The sequence below is a fragment of the Clostridium sp. DFI.5.61 genome (assembly GCF_024462915.1).
Lineage (GTDB): Bacteria > Bacillota > Clostridia > Oscillospirales > Oscillospiraceae > Lawsonibacter > Lawsonibacter asaccharolyticus.
Genome location: NZ_JANGBZ010000032.1, coordinates 17292 through 32018, shown reverse-complemented (window position 1 = coordinate 32018; position 14727 = coordinate 17292). Strand labels below are relative to the sequence as shown.

General features: G+C 62.3%; 14 protein-coding genes. 9 read left to right on the top strand and 5 right to left on the bottom strand.

Annotated features, from left to right (window positions below; all coding sequences use genetic code 11):
- Positions 1-103: 103 nt before the first annotated feature.
- The gene (locus NE584_RS13470; protein WP_256183030.1) at positions 104-1027 is read right to left on the bottom strand and encodes a LysR family transcriptional regulator; all 924 of its coding nucleotides are present in this window, start codon (positions 1025-1027) and stop codon (positions 104-106) included.
- Positions 1028-1150: 123 nt separating this feature from the next.
- On the opposite strand from NE584_RS13470, the gene ilvD reads away from it, so the two are divergent.
- The 3 genes from ilvD (at position 1151) to NE584_RS13455 (ending at position 4384) form a co-directional block, all read left to right on the top strand.
- Complete coding sequence (gene ilvD, locus NE584_RS13465; RefSeq protein WP_256183028.1) at positions 1151-2848, top strand: dihydroxy-acid dehydratase; 1698 nt, start codon at positions 1151-1153, stop codon at positions 2846-2848.
- 472 nt (positions 2849-3320) lie between these two features.
- The gene (locus NE584_RS13460; protein ID WP_108981128.1) at positions 3321-3797 is read left to right on the top strand and encodes an RNA polymerase sigma factor; all 477 of its coding nucleotides are present in this window, start codon (positions 3321-3323) and stop codon (positions 3795-3797) included.
- Positions 3794-4384 (top strand): hypothetical protein, encoded by a 591-nt coding sequence (locus tag NE584_RS13455; RefSeq protein ID WP_108981127.1) that lies wholly within the window; start codon positions 3794-3796, stop codon positions 4382-4384. Before NE584_RS13460 ends, NE584_RS13455 begins: the two co-directional genes overlap by 4 nt.
- Positions 4385-4462: 78 nt before the next feature.
- Here NE584_RS13455 and NE584_RS13450 read toward each other — a convergent pair whose 3' ends face one another.
- Both NE584_RS13450 and NE584_RS13445 read right to left on the bottom strand, forming a co-directional pair.
- Positions 4463-5053 (bottom strand): DNA-3-methyladenine glycosylase I, encoded by a 591-nt coding sequence (locus NE584_RS13450; RefSeq protein WP_108981126.1) that lies wholly within the window; start codon positions 5051-5053, stop codon positions 4463-4465.
- An 11-nt stretch (positions 5054-5064) separates the two neighbouring features.
- Positions 5065-5604, bottom strand: coding sequence for a methylated-DNA--[protein]-cysteine S-methyltransferase (locus NE584_RS13445; RefSeq protein WP_050624067.1), 540 nt, complete (start codon positions 5602-5604; stop codon positions 5065-5067).
- Positions 5605-6184: 580 nt separating this feature from the next.
- Here NE584_RS13445 and NE584_RS13440 point away from each other — a divergent pair.
- From NE584_RS13440 to pdaA, 3 genes are all read left to right on the top strand, one after another.
- On the top strand, positions 6185-6619 hold the full coding sequence (locus NE584_RS13440; RefSeq protein ID WP_256183027.1) for a MarR family winged helix-turn-helix transcriptional regulator: 435 nt from the start codon (positions 6185-6187) through the stop codon (positions 6617-6619).
- Positions 6612-7976, top strand: a complete 1365-nt coding sequence (locus NE584_RS13435) for an MATE family efflux transporter (RefSeq protein ID WP_256183026.1) — start codon at positions 6612-6614, stop codon at positions 7974-7976. Before NE584_RS13440 ends, NE584_RS13435 begins: the two co-directional genes overlap by 8 nt.
- A gap of 156 nt (positions 7977-8132) precedes the next feature.
- Entirely contained in the window at positions 8133-8957 is an 825-nt protein-coding gene (gene pdaA / locus NE584_RS13430) for a delta-lactam-biosynthetic de-N-acetylase (protein ID WP_108981122.1), read from the top strand.
- A gap of 166 nt (positions 8958-9123) precedes the next feature.
- Here pdaA and NE584_RS13425 read toward each other — a convergent pair whose 3' ends face one another.
- The gene (locus tag NE584_RS13425) at positions 9124-10551 is read right to left on the bottom strand and encodes a sodium:solute symporter (protein WP_256183025.1); all 1428 of its coding nucleotides are present in this window, start codon (positions 10549-10551) and stop codon (positions 9124-9126) included.
- A 248-nt stretch (positions 10552-10799) separates the two neighbouring features.
- On the opposite strand from NE584_RS13425, the gene cysK reads away from it, so the two are divergent.
- The 3 genes from cysK (at position 10800) to NE584_RS13410 (ending at position 14046) form a co-directional block, all read left to right on the top strand.
- Positions 10800-11732, top strand: a complete 933-nt coding sequence (cysK, locus tag NE584_RS13420) for a cysteine synthase A (protein ID WP_108981121.1) — start codon at positions 10800-10802, stop codon at positions 11730-11732.
- 144 nt (positions 11733-11876) lie between these two features.
- Positions 11877-12548 (top strand): response regulator transcription factor, encoded by a 672-nt coding sequence (locus tag NE584_RS13415; protein WP_050624060.1) that lies wholly within the window; start codon positions 11877-11879, stop codon positions 12546-12548.
- The gene (locus tag NE584_RS13410; protein WP_050624059.1) at positions 12526-14046 is read left to right on the top strand and encodes an ATP-binding protein; all 1521 of its coding nucleotides are present in this window, start codon (positions 12526-12528) and stop codon (positions 14044-14046) included. Before NE584_RS13415 ends, NE584_RS13410 begins: the two co-directional genes overlap by 23 nt.
- 107 nt (positions 14047-14153) lie before the next feature.
- Here the strand turns inward: NE584_RS13410 and NE584_RS13405 are convergent, their stop codons facing one another.
- The gene (locus tag NE584_RS13405) at positions 14154-14621 is read right to left on the bottom strand and encodes a hypothetical protein (protein ID WP_050624058.1); all 468 of its coding nucleotides are present in this window, start codon (positions 14619-14621) and stop codon (positions 14154-14156) included.
- Between the last annotated feature and the right edge of the window lie 106 nt (positions 14622-14727).

The window sequence follows — 14727 nt, the reverse complement described above, 5'->3', positions numbered from 1 at the left end:
ACCAGGAAGCAGGACCGCCGCTCCGCCCCCCCCCCCCCCCGGGGGGGGGGGGGGGGGGCGGCTTTGGAGCCCATTGGCCCATGTCCGGCCTGGAATGGGACGCTCAGCACAATAGGGCGCGCCTGGCCTCCTCCTCCAATATCCCGGCAAAGACGTCCAGATAGCGGGGGTGATACATCCGCCGGTTGGTCACCAGCTTCAGTTCGTTACGCACGTCCAGATCCGGGACATACAGCCGCCGAAGAATGGGCTCCGGACCCTCCAAAAGGTGCCGGACGTCCCGCAGGTGCATAGCCGGGCAGAAGCAGGCCCCCAGGCCCTGGGCCGCCAGCCGGAGCTGGAGGTCATAGTCCCCCGCCGTGATTTGAAATGCGGTGGCGAGCCCGTGCTGCCGGAAAAAGTCTGTGATCCGGGCCTGAGTCTTGCTGATGGTCGGGCTGAAGATCAACGGTAAGCGCGATAGCTGCGTCTCGTCAATGGTATCCCCCGCGCCCCCTTGAGGGAAGCAGCGGTCCAGCAGGGCCCCGGCAATCACGAGATAGACTGTCTCCGAGCCCACCGGCGTGAAGCAGAAGTGGGGACGCTCCTCCGGATCTACACCCAGGAACAGGTGCAGCGTCCCCTGCCCCAGCTTGTCTTCCAGAACGGCCGTGTCCCCGTGGACCACCTCCAGGCGCACGTGGGGGAACTCCCGGCAGAATCTGGCCGCCGCCGGGGGGACCAGGATGCGCGCCCGCGCGATGTGCATCCCCAGGCGGATGGTCCCCTCTGTATCCTCCCTCAGGTCCCGGAGCCGGTCTTCCAGGCTCTCCTCCAGCAGCCGCACCTGCCGGTAGGTGGCCAGCACGGCCTCCCCTGCTGGGGTCAGGGCAAATCTGGGCCGCCGCTCAAACAGGAGCCCGTACTGCTTTTCCAGACGCCGGATATGGTTGCTCATATCCTGCTGGCTCACCATGACCCGCTCCGCAGCCCGGCTGATGCTCTCCTCTTCCGCCGCGGCCAGAAAGTATTCCAGACTGATATTCACCGCTCTCCCTCCCTAAATACAACTTTTTTGTTTATAAAATAAATATAAAATGTGTTTGCGGTTTTGTCAATCCGCTGGTACACTGCTAGATGAAAACAGCCGCACAGGAAAGGAGCGCTGAACATGCCAGAGGAGAAGATGCACTTTAAGGATTACCGAAGCGGGATGCTGACCAACGGGATTGAGCGGGCGGCTCACCGGGCGCTGCTGTACAGCACCGGTCTGGACCGGGAGGACCTGGGCAAACCCATGATCGCAGTGGTCAACTCTTTCACCGAGATGGTACCAGGCCACTTTCACCTGCGGGAGCTGGCGGACTTCGTTAAGCAGGGGATCATCGAGGCGGGGGGCATCCCCCGGGAGTTCAGCACCATCGCCATCTGCGACGGCATCTGCCAGGGGCACAAAGGGATGAGCTATCCCCTGCCCAGCCGGGAACTCATCGCCGACTCCGCCGAGTACATGATCGAGGCCCATCAGTTCGACGGCATGGTGATGCTCCCCGGCTGCGACAAGATCGTCCCCGGCATGCTGATGGCCGCCATGAGGCTGAACATCCCTGCCATCGTCATCCCGGGCGGGCCCATGCTCCCTGGAAAGTACAAGGACATGGAGGCGATCACTCTCACCGACATGCGGGAGCTGATTGGCCGCACCCAGACCGGCAGGCTCACCGAAGACGAGTTGATGAAGATCGAGGAGGCCGCCCTGCCCGGCGTTGGCACCTGCTCCATGCTGGGCACAGCCAATACCATGAGCTGTCTGGCCGAGGCCCTGGGCATGAGCCTGCCCGGCTGCGGCCTGGCCCACGCGGTGAGCGCGAAAAAACGGCGCATCGCCAAGCAGTCGGGCCGTCGGATCGTGGCCATGGTGAAGGAGGACCTGACGCCCCGTAAGATCATGACCCGGGAGGCCCTGCGCAACGCCATCAGAGTAAGCATGGCCATGGGAGCATCCACCAACAGCACCTTACATCTGCCCGCCATCGCCCATGAGGCGGGCATCCACATCACCCTGGATGACTTTGATGAGCTGAGCCGGGAGATCCCCTATCTCTGCAATATCAAGCCCTCCGGGCAGTACCCCCTCAGTGTACTGGAGGAGCAGGGCGGGGTCCCTGCGGTGATGAAGGCCCTGGAGCGTAAGCTGGACCTGGAGCAGATGACGGTCAGTGGAAAGACGGTGGGCGAAAATCTCGCCGGGGTTGAGCTGGTGGAAAACGATGTCATCTTCTCCCTGGACCACCCCAAGAAGCCAGAGGGCGGCCTGGCTATTCTTCACGGCAATCTGGCCCCCAAGGGCGCAGTGGTGAAACAGGCGGGGGTCAAGCCCAGCATGCACTACTTTGAGGGGCAGGCCCGGGTCTTCACCTCCATGGAGGAGGCCAGCTGGGCGGTGTCCAACGACAAGATCCAAAAGGGGGACGTGCTGGTCATCCGGTACGAGGGGCCCAAGGGTGGTCCTGGGATGCGGGAGATGCACATGACATGCTCCCTTATTGTAGGCCGTGGGATGGACGAGGACTGTGCCCTGGTCACCGACGGGCGCTTCTCCGGCTCCACCCGGGGGCCCTGTATCGGCCACGTGTCCCCGGAGGCTGCCGCCGGCGGCCCCATCGCCGCAGTGGAAGAGGGTGACAGAATCATCATCGATATCCCCAACCGCACCCTGACCCTCTGTGTCCCGGAGGAGGAGATCCAGCGCCGCCTGGAGCGGGTCCGGCACATCCACAAGCCGGCTACCCCGGCGCTGGAGCGCTACGCGGCCCTGGTCACCAGTGCCGATCAGGGCGCGGTGCTCCAGCTGCCCCGGGAGCAGTGACGGCTACAGCTGTTTCGGTGTAAGCATCCGTGTTTGAACATATTCTGCCTGATATGATTTGGAGTGTGATATGGTATGAAGCTGCCTGAGCGCATCACCGTTTGCGAGGTAGGGCTGCGGGACGGCGCGCTGAGGGGCTCATGGGCCACCCGGGAGACAGCTATGTGCTGCGGGCGGGAAAGAACAAGGACATCCTGCTGGTCATTCCCACCGGGCAGGGCGGCAATCCCACCCTGAGATAGCGAGGCGGCGGCCCTCTCCCCTGCGCAGGCCCGCATACAAAAGAATGACCACGAGAGTCGAGACAAGACCTCCCTGCTGGAGCTGCTGTTCCGCAGGGAGGTCTTCTGCTGCTTCCGTCCCGCTTTGCCCGCAGCTTCGGCAGCCGGGACAAAAAATTTTGTTCCAAAGTGAAAGGAATCGGCTTCCTTCTGCACATATAGGGTGTAAGGCCTTTCAAGGAGAGACATATATGTTTTCAAACGAAGCATTTGCCCGAACCGCGGAGCGGTACATGGACACCATCTATCGCGTGGCCTATGGCTGGCTGAAAAATCCGGATGACGCAAATGATGTGACGCAGGATGTACTGATCGAGCTGTACAAGACAGAAAAGGCGTTTGAATCGGACGCCCACCTCAAAAACTGGCTCATCCGCGCCACCGTCAATCGCTGTAAGATGCTCTTCCGCTCACCGTGGCGCAGGCTGGAGAACATCGATGACTACACCGAGATGCTGGGATTTGAGCATGAGCGGGACCAGGAGCTGTTCAAAAGCGTCATGTCCCTGGACAAGAAATACCGTGTACCGCTGCTGCTCTTTTACTATGAGGGGTACTCCACAGCGGAAGTGGCATCCATGCTCCGTATCCCGGAAAAAACGGTCAGCACCAGGCTGTTCCGGGCAAGGGCAAAACTCAAAACGATTTTGGAGGAGGAATCACCATGACAGAGCAGGAACGGTTTCAGAGGGCATTTGCCCCACTGCATGCCCCCTCCGACACACTGACGGAGGTAATGAAAATGACAGAGCAGACGCATAGAAAGAGCGGCCGCAGGACCGCAGTCATCGCCCTCGCGGCCGCACTCCTGCTGGCTACGGGAAGTGCGGCTTATGCGGCCGACCTGGGGAGCATCCAGCGCAGGGTGCAGCTTTGGCTCCACGGCGATCAGACAGACGCAGTCATGACAGTAGAGCCGGGGCACTATACGCTGGAGTACACAGATGAAAACGGCGAGACACAGCAGCGCGGCGGAGGCGGTGTGGCCTTTGAGCCGGACGGCACCGAACGGCCGCTCACCCCGGAGGAGCTGATGGAGCATCTCAACGCGCCGGAGGTCTCCTATGAGGATGACGGCTCGGTGTGGATCTACTATTACGGAGAGAAGCTGGACATCACCCATCAGTTCGACGATGACGGCGTTTGTTATGTACAGCTCACCAACGGGGAGGAGACTGTCTACCTGACTGTCAAGTATCAAAACGGCTATGCGATGAGTTCGCAGAAATACCTCTCTCCCCATGAGTTCAACTGACATGAGCAGCATTGAGCAGCCCCGCATGGCGTGCCATGCGGGGCTGCCTTCTTTCCGCCCTCCTGCCCCGGAGGGCCTCTATTCTATCCCCAAAGGCTGCTCCTTTGCCCTCTGCCGGCCGCAGCAGAAGTCGCACTCCGGCTCGTGGTCGTCGATGATCCCCGCCGCCTGGAGGTAGGAGTAGATGATAACGGAGCCCACGAATCTCATCCCCCTTCCCTTCAGGTCCCGGGAAACTGCGTCGGACAGGGGCGACGATGCCCGGAGGAGCCCGTCCCGGTGGACCACCTGCTCCCCCCGGGTGAAGTGCCAGAGATAGTTGGAAAAGCTGCCGAACTCCTCCTGGATCGTTAAAAAGATCCTGGCGTTGTTCACCGCCGCAGCGATCTTCCGCCGGTTGCGGACGATGGAGGGGTCGGCAGCCAGGGCGTCCATCTTCTCCTGGGTGTAGGCGGCCACTTTGCGGCAGTCGAAACCGTCAAAGGCTGTCCGAAAGCTCTCCCGCTTGTTCAGGATACACTCCCAGGACAGCCCCGCCTGAAAGGATTCCAGCACCAGCAGCTCAAAGAGATAGCCGTCATCATAGTGGGGCCTCCCCCACTCCTCGTCGTGGTAGCGGATATAGCGGGGGTTTTTCAAGTTGACCCACCTGCATCGCCTTCTCTCCATGGGCCCCTCCCTTACGGCGCGGTGCTGTTGTCGGGGACGAAGAAGCGGTCCGTCTCCACCCCCTCGTGGTCCAAAAGCCAGAGCTTCTTGTCGATTCCCCCGGCGTATCCGGTAAGGCTGCCGTCCGCCCCCACCACCCGGTGGCAGGGGATGAGGATAGAGATGGGGTTGTGGCCCACCGCGCCCCCGACCGCCTGGGCTGACATGCTGGCCCGGCCCAGTCGGGCAGCCACGGTCCGGGCCAGTGCGCCATAGGTGGTCACGCTCCCATAGGGGATGCGGCACAGCTCCTCCCAGACTGTCCTCCGAAATTCCCCGCCGCCGGGGTCCAGCTTCAGCTCACCGGAATCCGGCCGCTCCCCCGCAAAGTAGCGGGACAGCCAATCCCCGGCCTGGAGCAGCACGGGGTGGCCCTCCATGGGCTCCGCCGGCTCCTTCAGGGAACCCAAAAAGTATTTCTGTCCCTCCAGCCAGAGGCCGGCCAGTGCGTCCCCCCTGGCCGCCAGGAGCAGAGCCCCCAGAGGGGACTGATAGTGGGTGGTATAGACCATCGCTGCACCGCCTTTCCAAGTCTTCCATAGCGATCCCAGGGAGTTCCCCATGATCCGCCCGTTTTTTACAGGTCATCCTATTATACCACAGGATCACAAAAATGACGGCCATTTTCTGCCCTAGGCAGGATTTTTCTCTGCCTGTCCCCGGCAGGCGTCGCCTACGCCCGAAGCATTATCTTCTCCGCCGAGGCGGAGAGCGAGGCTATGGCCCAGCTGCCCAGTAAGGAAATTGCCGCGCTCGCGCGGGTCACTGCGCCGGTTGCCCCGCATATGAAGCAGGGATTTGAGGACATCCCGGTGAGAGAGAAATGGCCATCAACACCGCCAATATCATAGGAGCGCTTTACAGAGGGCTGCGTCCTGACCCGCCCCCTGTTCCCCAGCAGGTTCATCTGCTGTGAGCCGCTCCCGGACAAGGTGGACTGTGTGGTGTTCTGCTCCAAGAACCGCCGGCCCATCCTCCCCTGTCTCCCCCCGGCAGCGCTAAATTTGTCAGCTTTGTGTATAGATTTTGTTAAGAAATTATTGTAAAATACAACTGTTGATAGATACAACAATAAAAAGGGAGGCAGGGACCATGCAGGACCGGAGCGAGATTTTCCGCCGCATCAAGCAGCAGTATTTTCGAGAGCAGCTGGCGCCTCTGGGATTCCAGCCCATGGACGGCATGATACTCTACCTTCTGTGGGGCAGAAACTGCCTGCGTCAGGAGGACATCGCGGCCCAGACCGCCCTGGATAAGGGGGCAGTAGCCCGGAGTGTGGCCCGTCTGGAGGAGCGTGGCTTAGTGGAGCGCTGGGTGAGTGACCAGTGCCGGCGTGAGAAGCAGGTCTCCCTTACCCCGGCTGGGGAGGAGCGCGCTGGGGCCGTCCAGAAGATCCTGGAGAGCTGGAACGACATCTGCTGCCGGGGGTTCTCCTCCGAGGAACGGACACTGTATAACAGCTTTTTGTCCCGGATCATCGAAAATGTCATGCAATACAAAAGAGGAGAGGAAGGGGACGATGGTTAAAAATCTGACAGAGGGCAAGCCTCTCAACCTGCTGTTTTTCTTTGCCCTGCCTATGGTGGCGGGCAATCTGTTCCAGCAGCTGTACAACATGGTGGACACCGCTGTAGTGGGCAAGTTCGTGGGGGAGGACGCGGTGGCAGCGGTAGGCTCCTCCTTCCCCATCGTGTTTTTGTCGGTGGCGGTGGCCTCCGGGCTGTCTATGGGCTGTAACGTGGTGGTCTCCCAGCTGTTCGGGGCCAGGCGCATCCACGAGATGAAGACCACCATCTCCACCGCTATCATCTCCCTGAGCGTGCTGGGTCTCATCATCATGGCCCTGGGGACGGTGTTCGCCGGCCCTCTGCTCCAGCTGCTGGGCACCGACCCGGACATTATGGATGACTCCCGGCTGTACCTGCGGATCTACTTTGGAGGAGCGGTGTTCCTGTTTTTGTACAACACCCTCAACGGCATCTACAACGCCCAGGGGGACAGCAAAACGCCGCTGATCTTTCTCATGATCTCCAGCCTGACCAACATCGTGCTGGACCTGCTCTTCGTCATCCAGTTCAACATGGGGGTGGCGGGGGGGGCCTGGGCCACCCTGATCGCTCAGGGAATGTGTGCCATCGCCTCCCTGGTGGTGATGTTCCAGCGGATGAAGAAGCTGCCCTGTGAGCCGGAGCGGGCCAACATGAAGATCCCCCTGTTCCACATGACGGCGGTAAAGCGCATCGCCCAGATCGGCCTGCCCTCCATGCTCCAGCAGTCCCTGGTCTCCCTGTCCATGATGATGATGCAGGGACTGGTCAACTCCTTCGGCAAGGTGCTGGTCGCCGGCTACACCGCCGCCACCAAGATCGACACCCTGGCCATGCTGCCCAACATGAACTTCTCCAACGCCATGTCCAGCTATACCGCCCAGAACATCGGCGCTGGCAAGTACGACCGGGTGAAGGAGGGCCTGAAGGCCTGCCTGTTCATGGTTGTGGTCTTCTCCCTGGTCATCACGGTGGTCATCTTCCTGTTCGGCAGCCAGCTGCTCTCCCTGTTCCTGGACCCGGGAGACACCTCCGGCGCCATGGGCTACGGGCTGGCCTACATGCGCACCGTCTCCGTCTTTTACATCCTCATGGGCGTTCTCTTCGTTCCCAACGGGATGCTCCGGGGGGCCGGAGACATGGGGGCGTTCACCCTCAGCTCTATGGCGAACCTGTTCTCCCGAGTGGCCATCGCCTACGCGCTGGTCTATCTGACCCCCTTCGGCGCCAACGCCATCTGGTGGTCCATTCCCGCCGGCTGGGCCGTGGGCGCGGCGGTCTCCCTGCTCCGGGTGAAGAGTGGAAAGTGGATGCGGACCGCAGTGGCCGACCGGTAAGCACAGATCTGTCAAAAAAGCGGCTTGGCTCCAGGCGGAACGGCGGCCAGAAGGCCGCCGTTCCGCCTTCTTTTCCAGCATAAGCGGTACATATTTTGCCTCTCTCCTGCACATCCTAGCGCTGACCTGACCGAAAACACGCAGGAGGGAACATCTATGGACCACACACGCCGAACCGCGCTGCTGTCCGCAGCTGCGCTCTGCCTGGTACTGGGAGGGCTGTTCTGGCTGGCTGTGCGGGAGGACACTCCCGTCCCCGCTGCCGCCCCGGCGGCAGTGGCCGCCTCCACCGACAACTGGGGCCTGTCCTTCCAGACTGAGGGGGAACCCCCTGTGGGCAACGCCACCGCCCAGTCCCTGGCCCAATACGACGCCTACTATGTGGGGGACACGACCCAGAAGGTCCTCTACCTCACCTTTGACTGCGGATATGAGAACGGCTACACCGCCCAGATCCTGGACGTGCTGAAGGACCATCAGGCCCCGGCCGCCTTCTTTGTAGTGGGACACATGATCCAGTCCTCCCCCGACCTGATCCGCCGTATGGTTCAGGAGGGGCACATCGTGGGCAACCACACCTTCCACCATCCGGACATGTCCGCCATCTCGGACCAGAGCAAATTTCAGCAGGAGCTGGAGGAGCTGGAACAGCTGTACCAGGAGACCACCGGCCAGACCCTCCCCCGGTTCTACCGCCCTCCGCAGGGAAAATACAGCGAGGAGAATCTGCGCCAGGCCCAGGCCCTGGGCTACCGCACCGTGTTCTGGAGCCTGGCCTATGTGGACTGGTACGTGGATGACCAGCCTACGGCGGAGGAGGCCTTCTCCAAACTCATCCCCCGCATCCACAATGGGGCCATCGTGCTGCTCCACTCCACCTCCCGGACCAACGCCGAGATCCTGGACGAGCTGCTCACCCGCTGGGAGGACATGGGCTACACCTTCGCCTCCCTGGAGGACCTGCCTGACCAGACGGCATAAAACGTCCATGCCGCTTTTCCACAGAGCGCCGGCCCTGCCCCCAAATAAAGGGCGGGGCCGGCGCTCTGTGGAAAAATCTTTGCAGAGTTCGCGTCCGCACGCGGACAAACCCTGCCCGTGGCAGACTGCCTCTTTTCGACCGTCTCGCTTCCCCCGTCTCGGACGCTTATTTCACTTCCACCATCACAGTGGGGCGCTTCCGGTATGTGGCCAGGCTGACTCCCACCAGCAGGACGCCGCAGGCGATGGCGCCGGGGACGGTGGCACCCAGACCCATGGGCTCGCCCACCAGCTTCCAGACCACGGTGACCACGAAGCCCCCCAGCATCCCGGCCATGATGCCGGCGCTGGTGGCTTTCTTCCAGTACAGAGCCGCCAGGGCGGGCAGTCCGGCCGCCGCTGCGTAGAAGGCCCAGGCGAACATGAGCACGTCGTAGGCACTCTTGATGTACAGGGCGATGACCAGTGCCCCCAGGGCCAGCACCACCGAGGCGATGCGGGAGAAAAGGATCTCTTGCTTCTCCTTCATGGCGGGGTGGAAGGTCTTGCCTAGGTCGCTGACCACCGTCTGGACAGAGACCAGCAGATAGCTGTCCGCCGTGCTCATCATCACGGAGAGGATGCCGGACAGGGCCAGCCCCGTCAGGCCGGGGGGCAGGATCTTGATGGCCAAGGCAGGTATCACGGCATCGGCGGTGCCGAACTCCTCCACCACGTTGGGCAGGATCTGCTGGGCCGCCAGCCCCATCAGGAACAGCAAGGCGATGGTCACGCCATAGACGGCGGTGCCCCAGAACATGCCCCGCTTGGCTGACTTTTTATCCTTGGCCGCGAAGGCCCGCTGCCACATCTCCGCCCCCGCCATGGTGAAGACCAGATAGGTGACGATGTCCCCCAGTATCTTGCCGTCAATGGCAGGGGTGATGTAGCTCTTGTCCAGGCTGGCCCAGAAGCTCCCGAAGCCCCCCAGATAGTCCAGACTGGAAAATGGGATCATCAGGTAGACAAAGATAATGAGCATGAAAAACTGCACCACATCGGTGTACACCACGCCGAACAGTCCGGAGGCGGCGGTATAGATGATGAAGATGGCGGTGGCGATAAAAGCCCCCATCTCGTAGCTGATGCCCACCTGTCCCCCCAGCAGCTTAATAATGGTAGCGGTGGCGGTGACCTGGGCGGCCACCGTGCCCACCATGGCGAAAGCCACCATAGCAGCCAGGACGCATTTAGCCGGCTTTCCGAAGCGGTACTCGAACAGGCTGGGGATGGACTCGATGTGGTACTTCTCCCCCACCTGCTGAATACGCCCGGCGTAGCCGGAGAAGATAAACATGCCCAGCATATAGGGCAGGGCGGTGGCAATGGCCATGAAGCCCGTGGTGTAGGCGATGCCCGCCCGCCCCATCATGGCGCTGCCTCCGATAATGGTGGCACACACGGTGGCGGCCAGGACCACTGGCCCCAGTGTGCGTCCCGCTACATAATAGTCATCCGTGTTCTTGATGCGCTTGACGAACCACACGCCCACCAGCAGCATGAAGAGCAGATACAGTCCAATAATGACCAGATCCAGAGTGGTGACTTCTACCATAACAGGCCTCCTTTGTCTCTCCTCCGACCCGGGCCGCTCCGGCCCAGCCGGCTCCTTCCCTTCCTTTTTCAGGTATCTTTGTCAAAATTATAACACAGATCCGGCGCCACGGCAACAAAAATCACAAATCCCGTGTGTTGGGCGTGCCCTTGAAGTCTCAGGCCCCGCTTTTTCTTGACACCTGACGGGGAAAAGCCTATAATCCCCCTAAACTACCTGACAGTTAGAAAGAACGGAGGATAAGCGCTATGGGAAAGATCTATACCTCAGTAGATCAGCTGATCGGGGGGACGCCTCTGCTGGAGCTGACGCATCTTGAGCGGGAGCTGGGCCTGAGCGCCCGCATCCTGGGGAAGCTGGAGAGCTTCAACCCCGGCGGGTCCGCCAAGGACCGCATCGCCAAATCCATGCTGGACGACGGGGAGGCCCGGGGCATTCTGAAATCCGGCTCTGTCATCATCGAGCCCACCTCGGGCAACACAGGCATCGGTCTGGCACTGGTGGCCGCCGCCCGGGGCTATCGGGCCATCATCGTCATGCCGGACACCATGAGCCAGGAGCGGCGTCAGCTCCTGCTGGCCTATGGGGCCGAGGTGGTGCTGACCGAGGGCCGGCTGGGCATGGCGGGGGCCATCGCCAGGGCGGAGGAGCTGGCCCGGGAGATCCCTGGCAGCTTCATCCCCGGCCAATTTGAAAACCCAGCCAATCCCGCCGCCCACCGCACCTCCACCGGCCCGGAGATCTGGGCGGACACCGACGGGACGGTGGACATCTTCGTGGCCGGGGTAGGCTCTGGCGGCACCATCACCGGAGTGGGCGAGTACCTGAGATCCCGCAGGCCGGACGTACAGATCGTGGCAGTGGAACCCGCCTCCTCCCCCGTGCTCAGCGGTGGAACGCCGGGGCCCCACGCCATCCAGGGCATCGGGGCCGGCTTCGTCCCTCAGGCGCTGGACACCGGGATCTATGACGAGATCATCCAGGTGGAGGACCAGGACGCCCTGGCCATGGGCGGCCGGCTGGGCCGGCTGGAAGGGGTGCTGGTTGGCATCTCCTCCGGCGCAGCGGTCTGGGCCGCAGTGCAGCTGGCCCGGCGGCCGGAGAACCGGGGCAAGACCATCGTGGCCCTGCTCCCCGACACCGGAGAGCACTATCTTTCCACCCCCATGTACGGGGACTGACCCTGTCCTGCCCCCGGCCGCCGGAGCCCTCTGCTCCGGCAGCCGGGGCTCTTTTTCCGCCTCTTCCCCTCCCGCTCTGGTTTTTTTGTCCCTCTCCATATAAAATTCATATTTTCCTGTTATCCTGTCATTGGGGTGAACAAAATGAACCGAATCCTGATCGTGGAAGACGAGCCGGACATCCAGGAGCTGCTCTCCGCCTATCTCCAGCAGGCCGGCTACCAGACCAGCCTGGCCGGAGACGGGGTGGAGGCCCTGGAGCTGTTCCGCTCCGCCTCCTTTGACCTGGTCCTGTTGGACATCATGCTGCCCAAAATAGACGGCTTCGGCGTGTGCGAGCTGATCCGCCAGGAATCCCAGGTCCCCATCCTCATGCTCACCGCCCTGGACGGGGAGGCGGAGCAGCTTCGGGGCTTTGACCTGGAGATCGACGACTATGTGACCAAGCCCTTCTCCATGCCGGTGCTGCTGAAAAAGATCGCCGCCATCCTCCGCCGTGCCGGGGGGGTCAGCACCGCGCCCTCCCTTCTCCGCTACGGGGATCTGACCCTGGACCCGGAGGCCATGGAGGTGCGGCTGGCCGGCCGGTCTCTGGAGCTCACCGCCCGGGAGTTCGAGCTGCTCCACACCTTTCTCTCCAGCCCTGGCCGGGTCTTTACCCGGGAGGTGCTGCTGGCCAAGCTGTGGGGCTACGATTTCTTCGGGGACGAGCGGGTGGTGGACAGCCACATCAAGAATCTCCGTCACAAGCTGGGCATCGACTGCATCGAGACAGTGAGGGGGGTGGGCTATCGTGCTGCGAAGGAAGCTCCATGAGAGCCTCACTGTCCGCATCTTCCTCATTACCCTCCTCATCCTGCTTGGGGCGGGGGCCATCACCTTCGCCCTGATTGCCTGGGCCACCCCCATCACCTACACAGCGGCGGCCAGCGACGATCTGCGGGCCCAGACTGACCTGCTGGTGGAACGCCTGTCTGTCACCGCCCTGGAGGACTGCGGCCCCATCCTGGACGAGTTCATCCGCGCCTCCAAATCCTCCGTCATGCTGGTGGACGCCAATGGGCACATCGTTCAGGACACCAACTCCCAGCTCTCCATCCAGTCGGTCTATGAGGACGAGAGCACGATAGTGACTGTCACCTCCGACTCCATGTTCACCGCATCGGAGATCCAGTCCCTGTGGAACGGGGACCCGCCCGCAGCCATCATCCAGGAGGATGGCCGGGAATACGCCCTCTCCATAGCCAGCGACACCCAGGTCACCGAGGTCACCTTTGCCGGCGGGCAGACCTGCGAGCTCTATGTCTCCCCCGGAGTACGCTCGGAAAACCTGGCAGTGGCGGCCCTGGCCCGGATGGCCCCCTGGGTGCTGCTGGTGCTGCTGGCCTTCTCTGCCCTGTGCGCAGTGGTCTATTCCCGCTATATCACCCGCCCCATCGTCCGCCTCAGCGGCATTGCGGGGAAAATGGCAGAGCTGGACTTTGGCTGGATCTGCGGGGAGACCCGCCGGGATGAGATCGGCGCCCTGGGCCGCAGTCTGGATCGTATGTCCCAGCGCCTCTCCGCCGCCCTGACCGACCTGAGAGCGGCCAACGACGCCCTGCTGGGAGAGATGGAGCGGGAACGGGAGCTGGAGCGGCAGCGCAGCGCCTTTTTCGCCGCTGCCTCCCACGAGCTGAAGACCCCCGTCACCATCCTGAAGGGGCAGCTCACCGGGATGCTGGACGAGGTGGGCGTCTATCGGGACCGGGACCGGTATCTGGCCCGCTCCCTTCAGGTCACGTCCCGGATGGAGGCCCTGGTGGGGGAGATCCTCACCATCTCCCGGATGGAATCGGGGACGGGTCTGCGGAAGGAAGAGGTGGACCTCTCCCGGCTTGTGGAGGAACAGCTGGAGCAGGACAGGGAGCTGCTGGATCAGCGGGAGATGGACCTCTCCCTGTCCCTGGCCCCCGGCCTCGTCCTCCGGGGCGATCCCAGCCTGCTGGGACGGGCGGTGGACAATCTGCTGTCCAACGCGGCCCTGTACTCCCCCGCCGGGGCCCGCATCCGGGTGCGCACCCTGCGCCTGGACGGGCGGCCCACCCTGGTGGTGGAGAACACCGGTGTCCAGATTGGGGCGGAGGCCCTCCCCCGCCTGTTTGAGCCCTTCTACCGGGAGGAGCAGTCCCGGAACCGACGCACCGGCGGCAGCGGTCTGGGGCTCTACCTGGTGAAGATGATCCTGGATCGGCACGGGGCCCGGTGCGAGATCGAGAATATCACCGACGGCGTGCGGGCCCGTGTGATTTTTCCGCCGGAAACGGCCAGTTGATCCCCTCCGCTCCGGCGCACCTGCCATATAAACAGCATCCCGCCCGGCTATCAGCCGGGCGGGATGCTGTTTATATGGCGGAGCTTTGGCCCCCGACCTGTGCCATCCTATTTCTTCCTCACAAAGCACCTGCAGATCAGCCAGTTGCACAAGCAGAACATGCCCACGGCTGCCATCATCGGAGATATCTCTCCGATCCCCAGCGTTTCCAGCAGTGGAACCAACACCAGGACAGGCGTGTATGCCAGCAGGAGCAGAGCGATCATCCCGCCCTCCGGCACCAGCCTCAGCAGGGCCGCTGCCGCCAGTGCCCCGCAGGCGGAGAGCCAGTACCTGCCCACGAATTTGGACAGCTCCAGCCGTCCGACGCAGATCATGAATCCGTCGGCGGACAACACGACGCACAGATAAGCCGCACTCAGGACATAGGACCATAGTGGGAAGCTGTGTCCATAACCCTTGTCTATCCCGTAAAACAAGTTGGCAATGCTGAGACACAGCTGGAGGGGGATCAACAGCATCAAAAGCACGCACAGCCCCTGGTCCAGCTTCCAAAGCCTCTTCTCCCCCACCATGTCCGCCTCCCTGCACCATTTTTCTTTTAGTATAACATGCCCCGGCAGAAAATCAATGCCCTCCTGTTTGTACTCCCTATTGGGTAAAACATTCAAATGCTGTAAG

Bases quoted from the DNA above. Each gene is read 5' to 3' on its own strand.
- ilvD (WP_256183028.1), top strand. From the start codon at position 1,151: ATGCCAGAGGAGAAGATGCACTTTAAGGATTACCGAAGCGGGATGCTG.
- NE584_RS13460 (WP_108981128.1), top strand. From the start codon at position 3,321: ATGTTTTCAAACGAAGCATTTGCCCGAACCGCGGAGCGGTACATGGAC.
- NE584_RS13455 (WP_108981127.1), top strand. From the start codon at position 3,794: ATGACAGAGCAGGAACGGTTTCAGAGGGCATTTGCCCCACTGCATGCC.
- NE584_RS13450 (WP_108981126.1), bottom strand. From the start codon at position 5,053: ATGGAGAGAAGGCGATGCAGGTGGGTCAACTTGAAAAACCCCCGCTAT.
- NE584_RS13445 (WP_050624067.1), bottom strand. From the start codon at position 5,604: ATGGTCTATACCACCCACTATCAGTCCCCTCTGGGGGCTCTGCTCCTG.
- NE584_RS13440 (WP_256183027.1), top strand. From the start codon at position 6,185: ATGCAGGACCGGAGCGAGATTTTCCGCCGCATCAAGCAGCAGTATTTT.
- NE584_RS13435 (WP_256183026.1), top strand. From the start codon at position 6,612: ATGGTTAAAAATCTGACAGAGGGCAAGCCTCTCAACCTGCTGTTTTTC.
- pdaA (WP_108981122.1), top strand. From the start codon at position 8,133: ATGGACCACACACGCCGAACCGCGCTGCTGTCCGCAGCTGCGCTCTGC.
- NE584_RS13425 (WP_256183025.1), bottom strand. From the start codon at position 10,551: ATGGTAGAAGTCACCACTCTGGATCTGGTCATTATTGGACTGTATCTG.
- cysK (WP_108981121.1), top strand. From the start codon at position 10,800: ATGGGAAAGATCTATACCTCAGTAGATCAGCTGATCGGGGGGACGCCT.
- NE584_RS13415 (WP_050624060.1), top strand. From the start codon at position 11,877: ATGAACCGAATCCTGATCGTGGAAGACGAGCCGGACATCCAGGAGCTG.
- NE584_RS13405 (WP_050624058.1), bottom strand. From the start codon at position 14,621: ATGGTGGGGGAGAAGAGGCTTTGGAAGCTGGACCAGGGGCTGTGCGTG.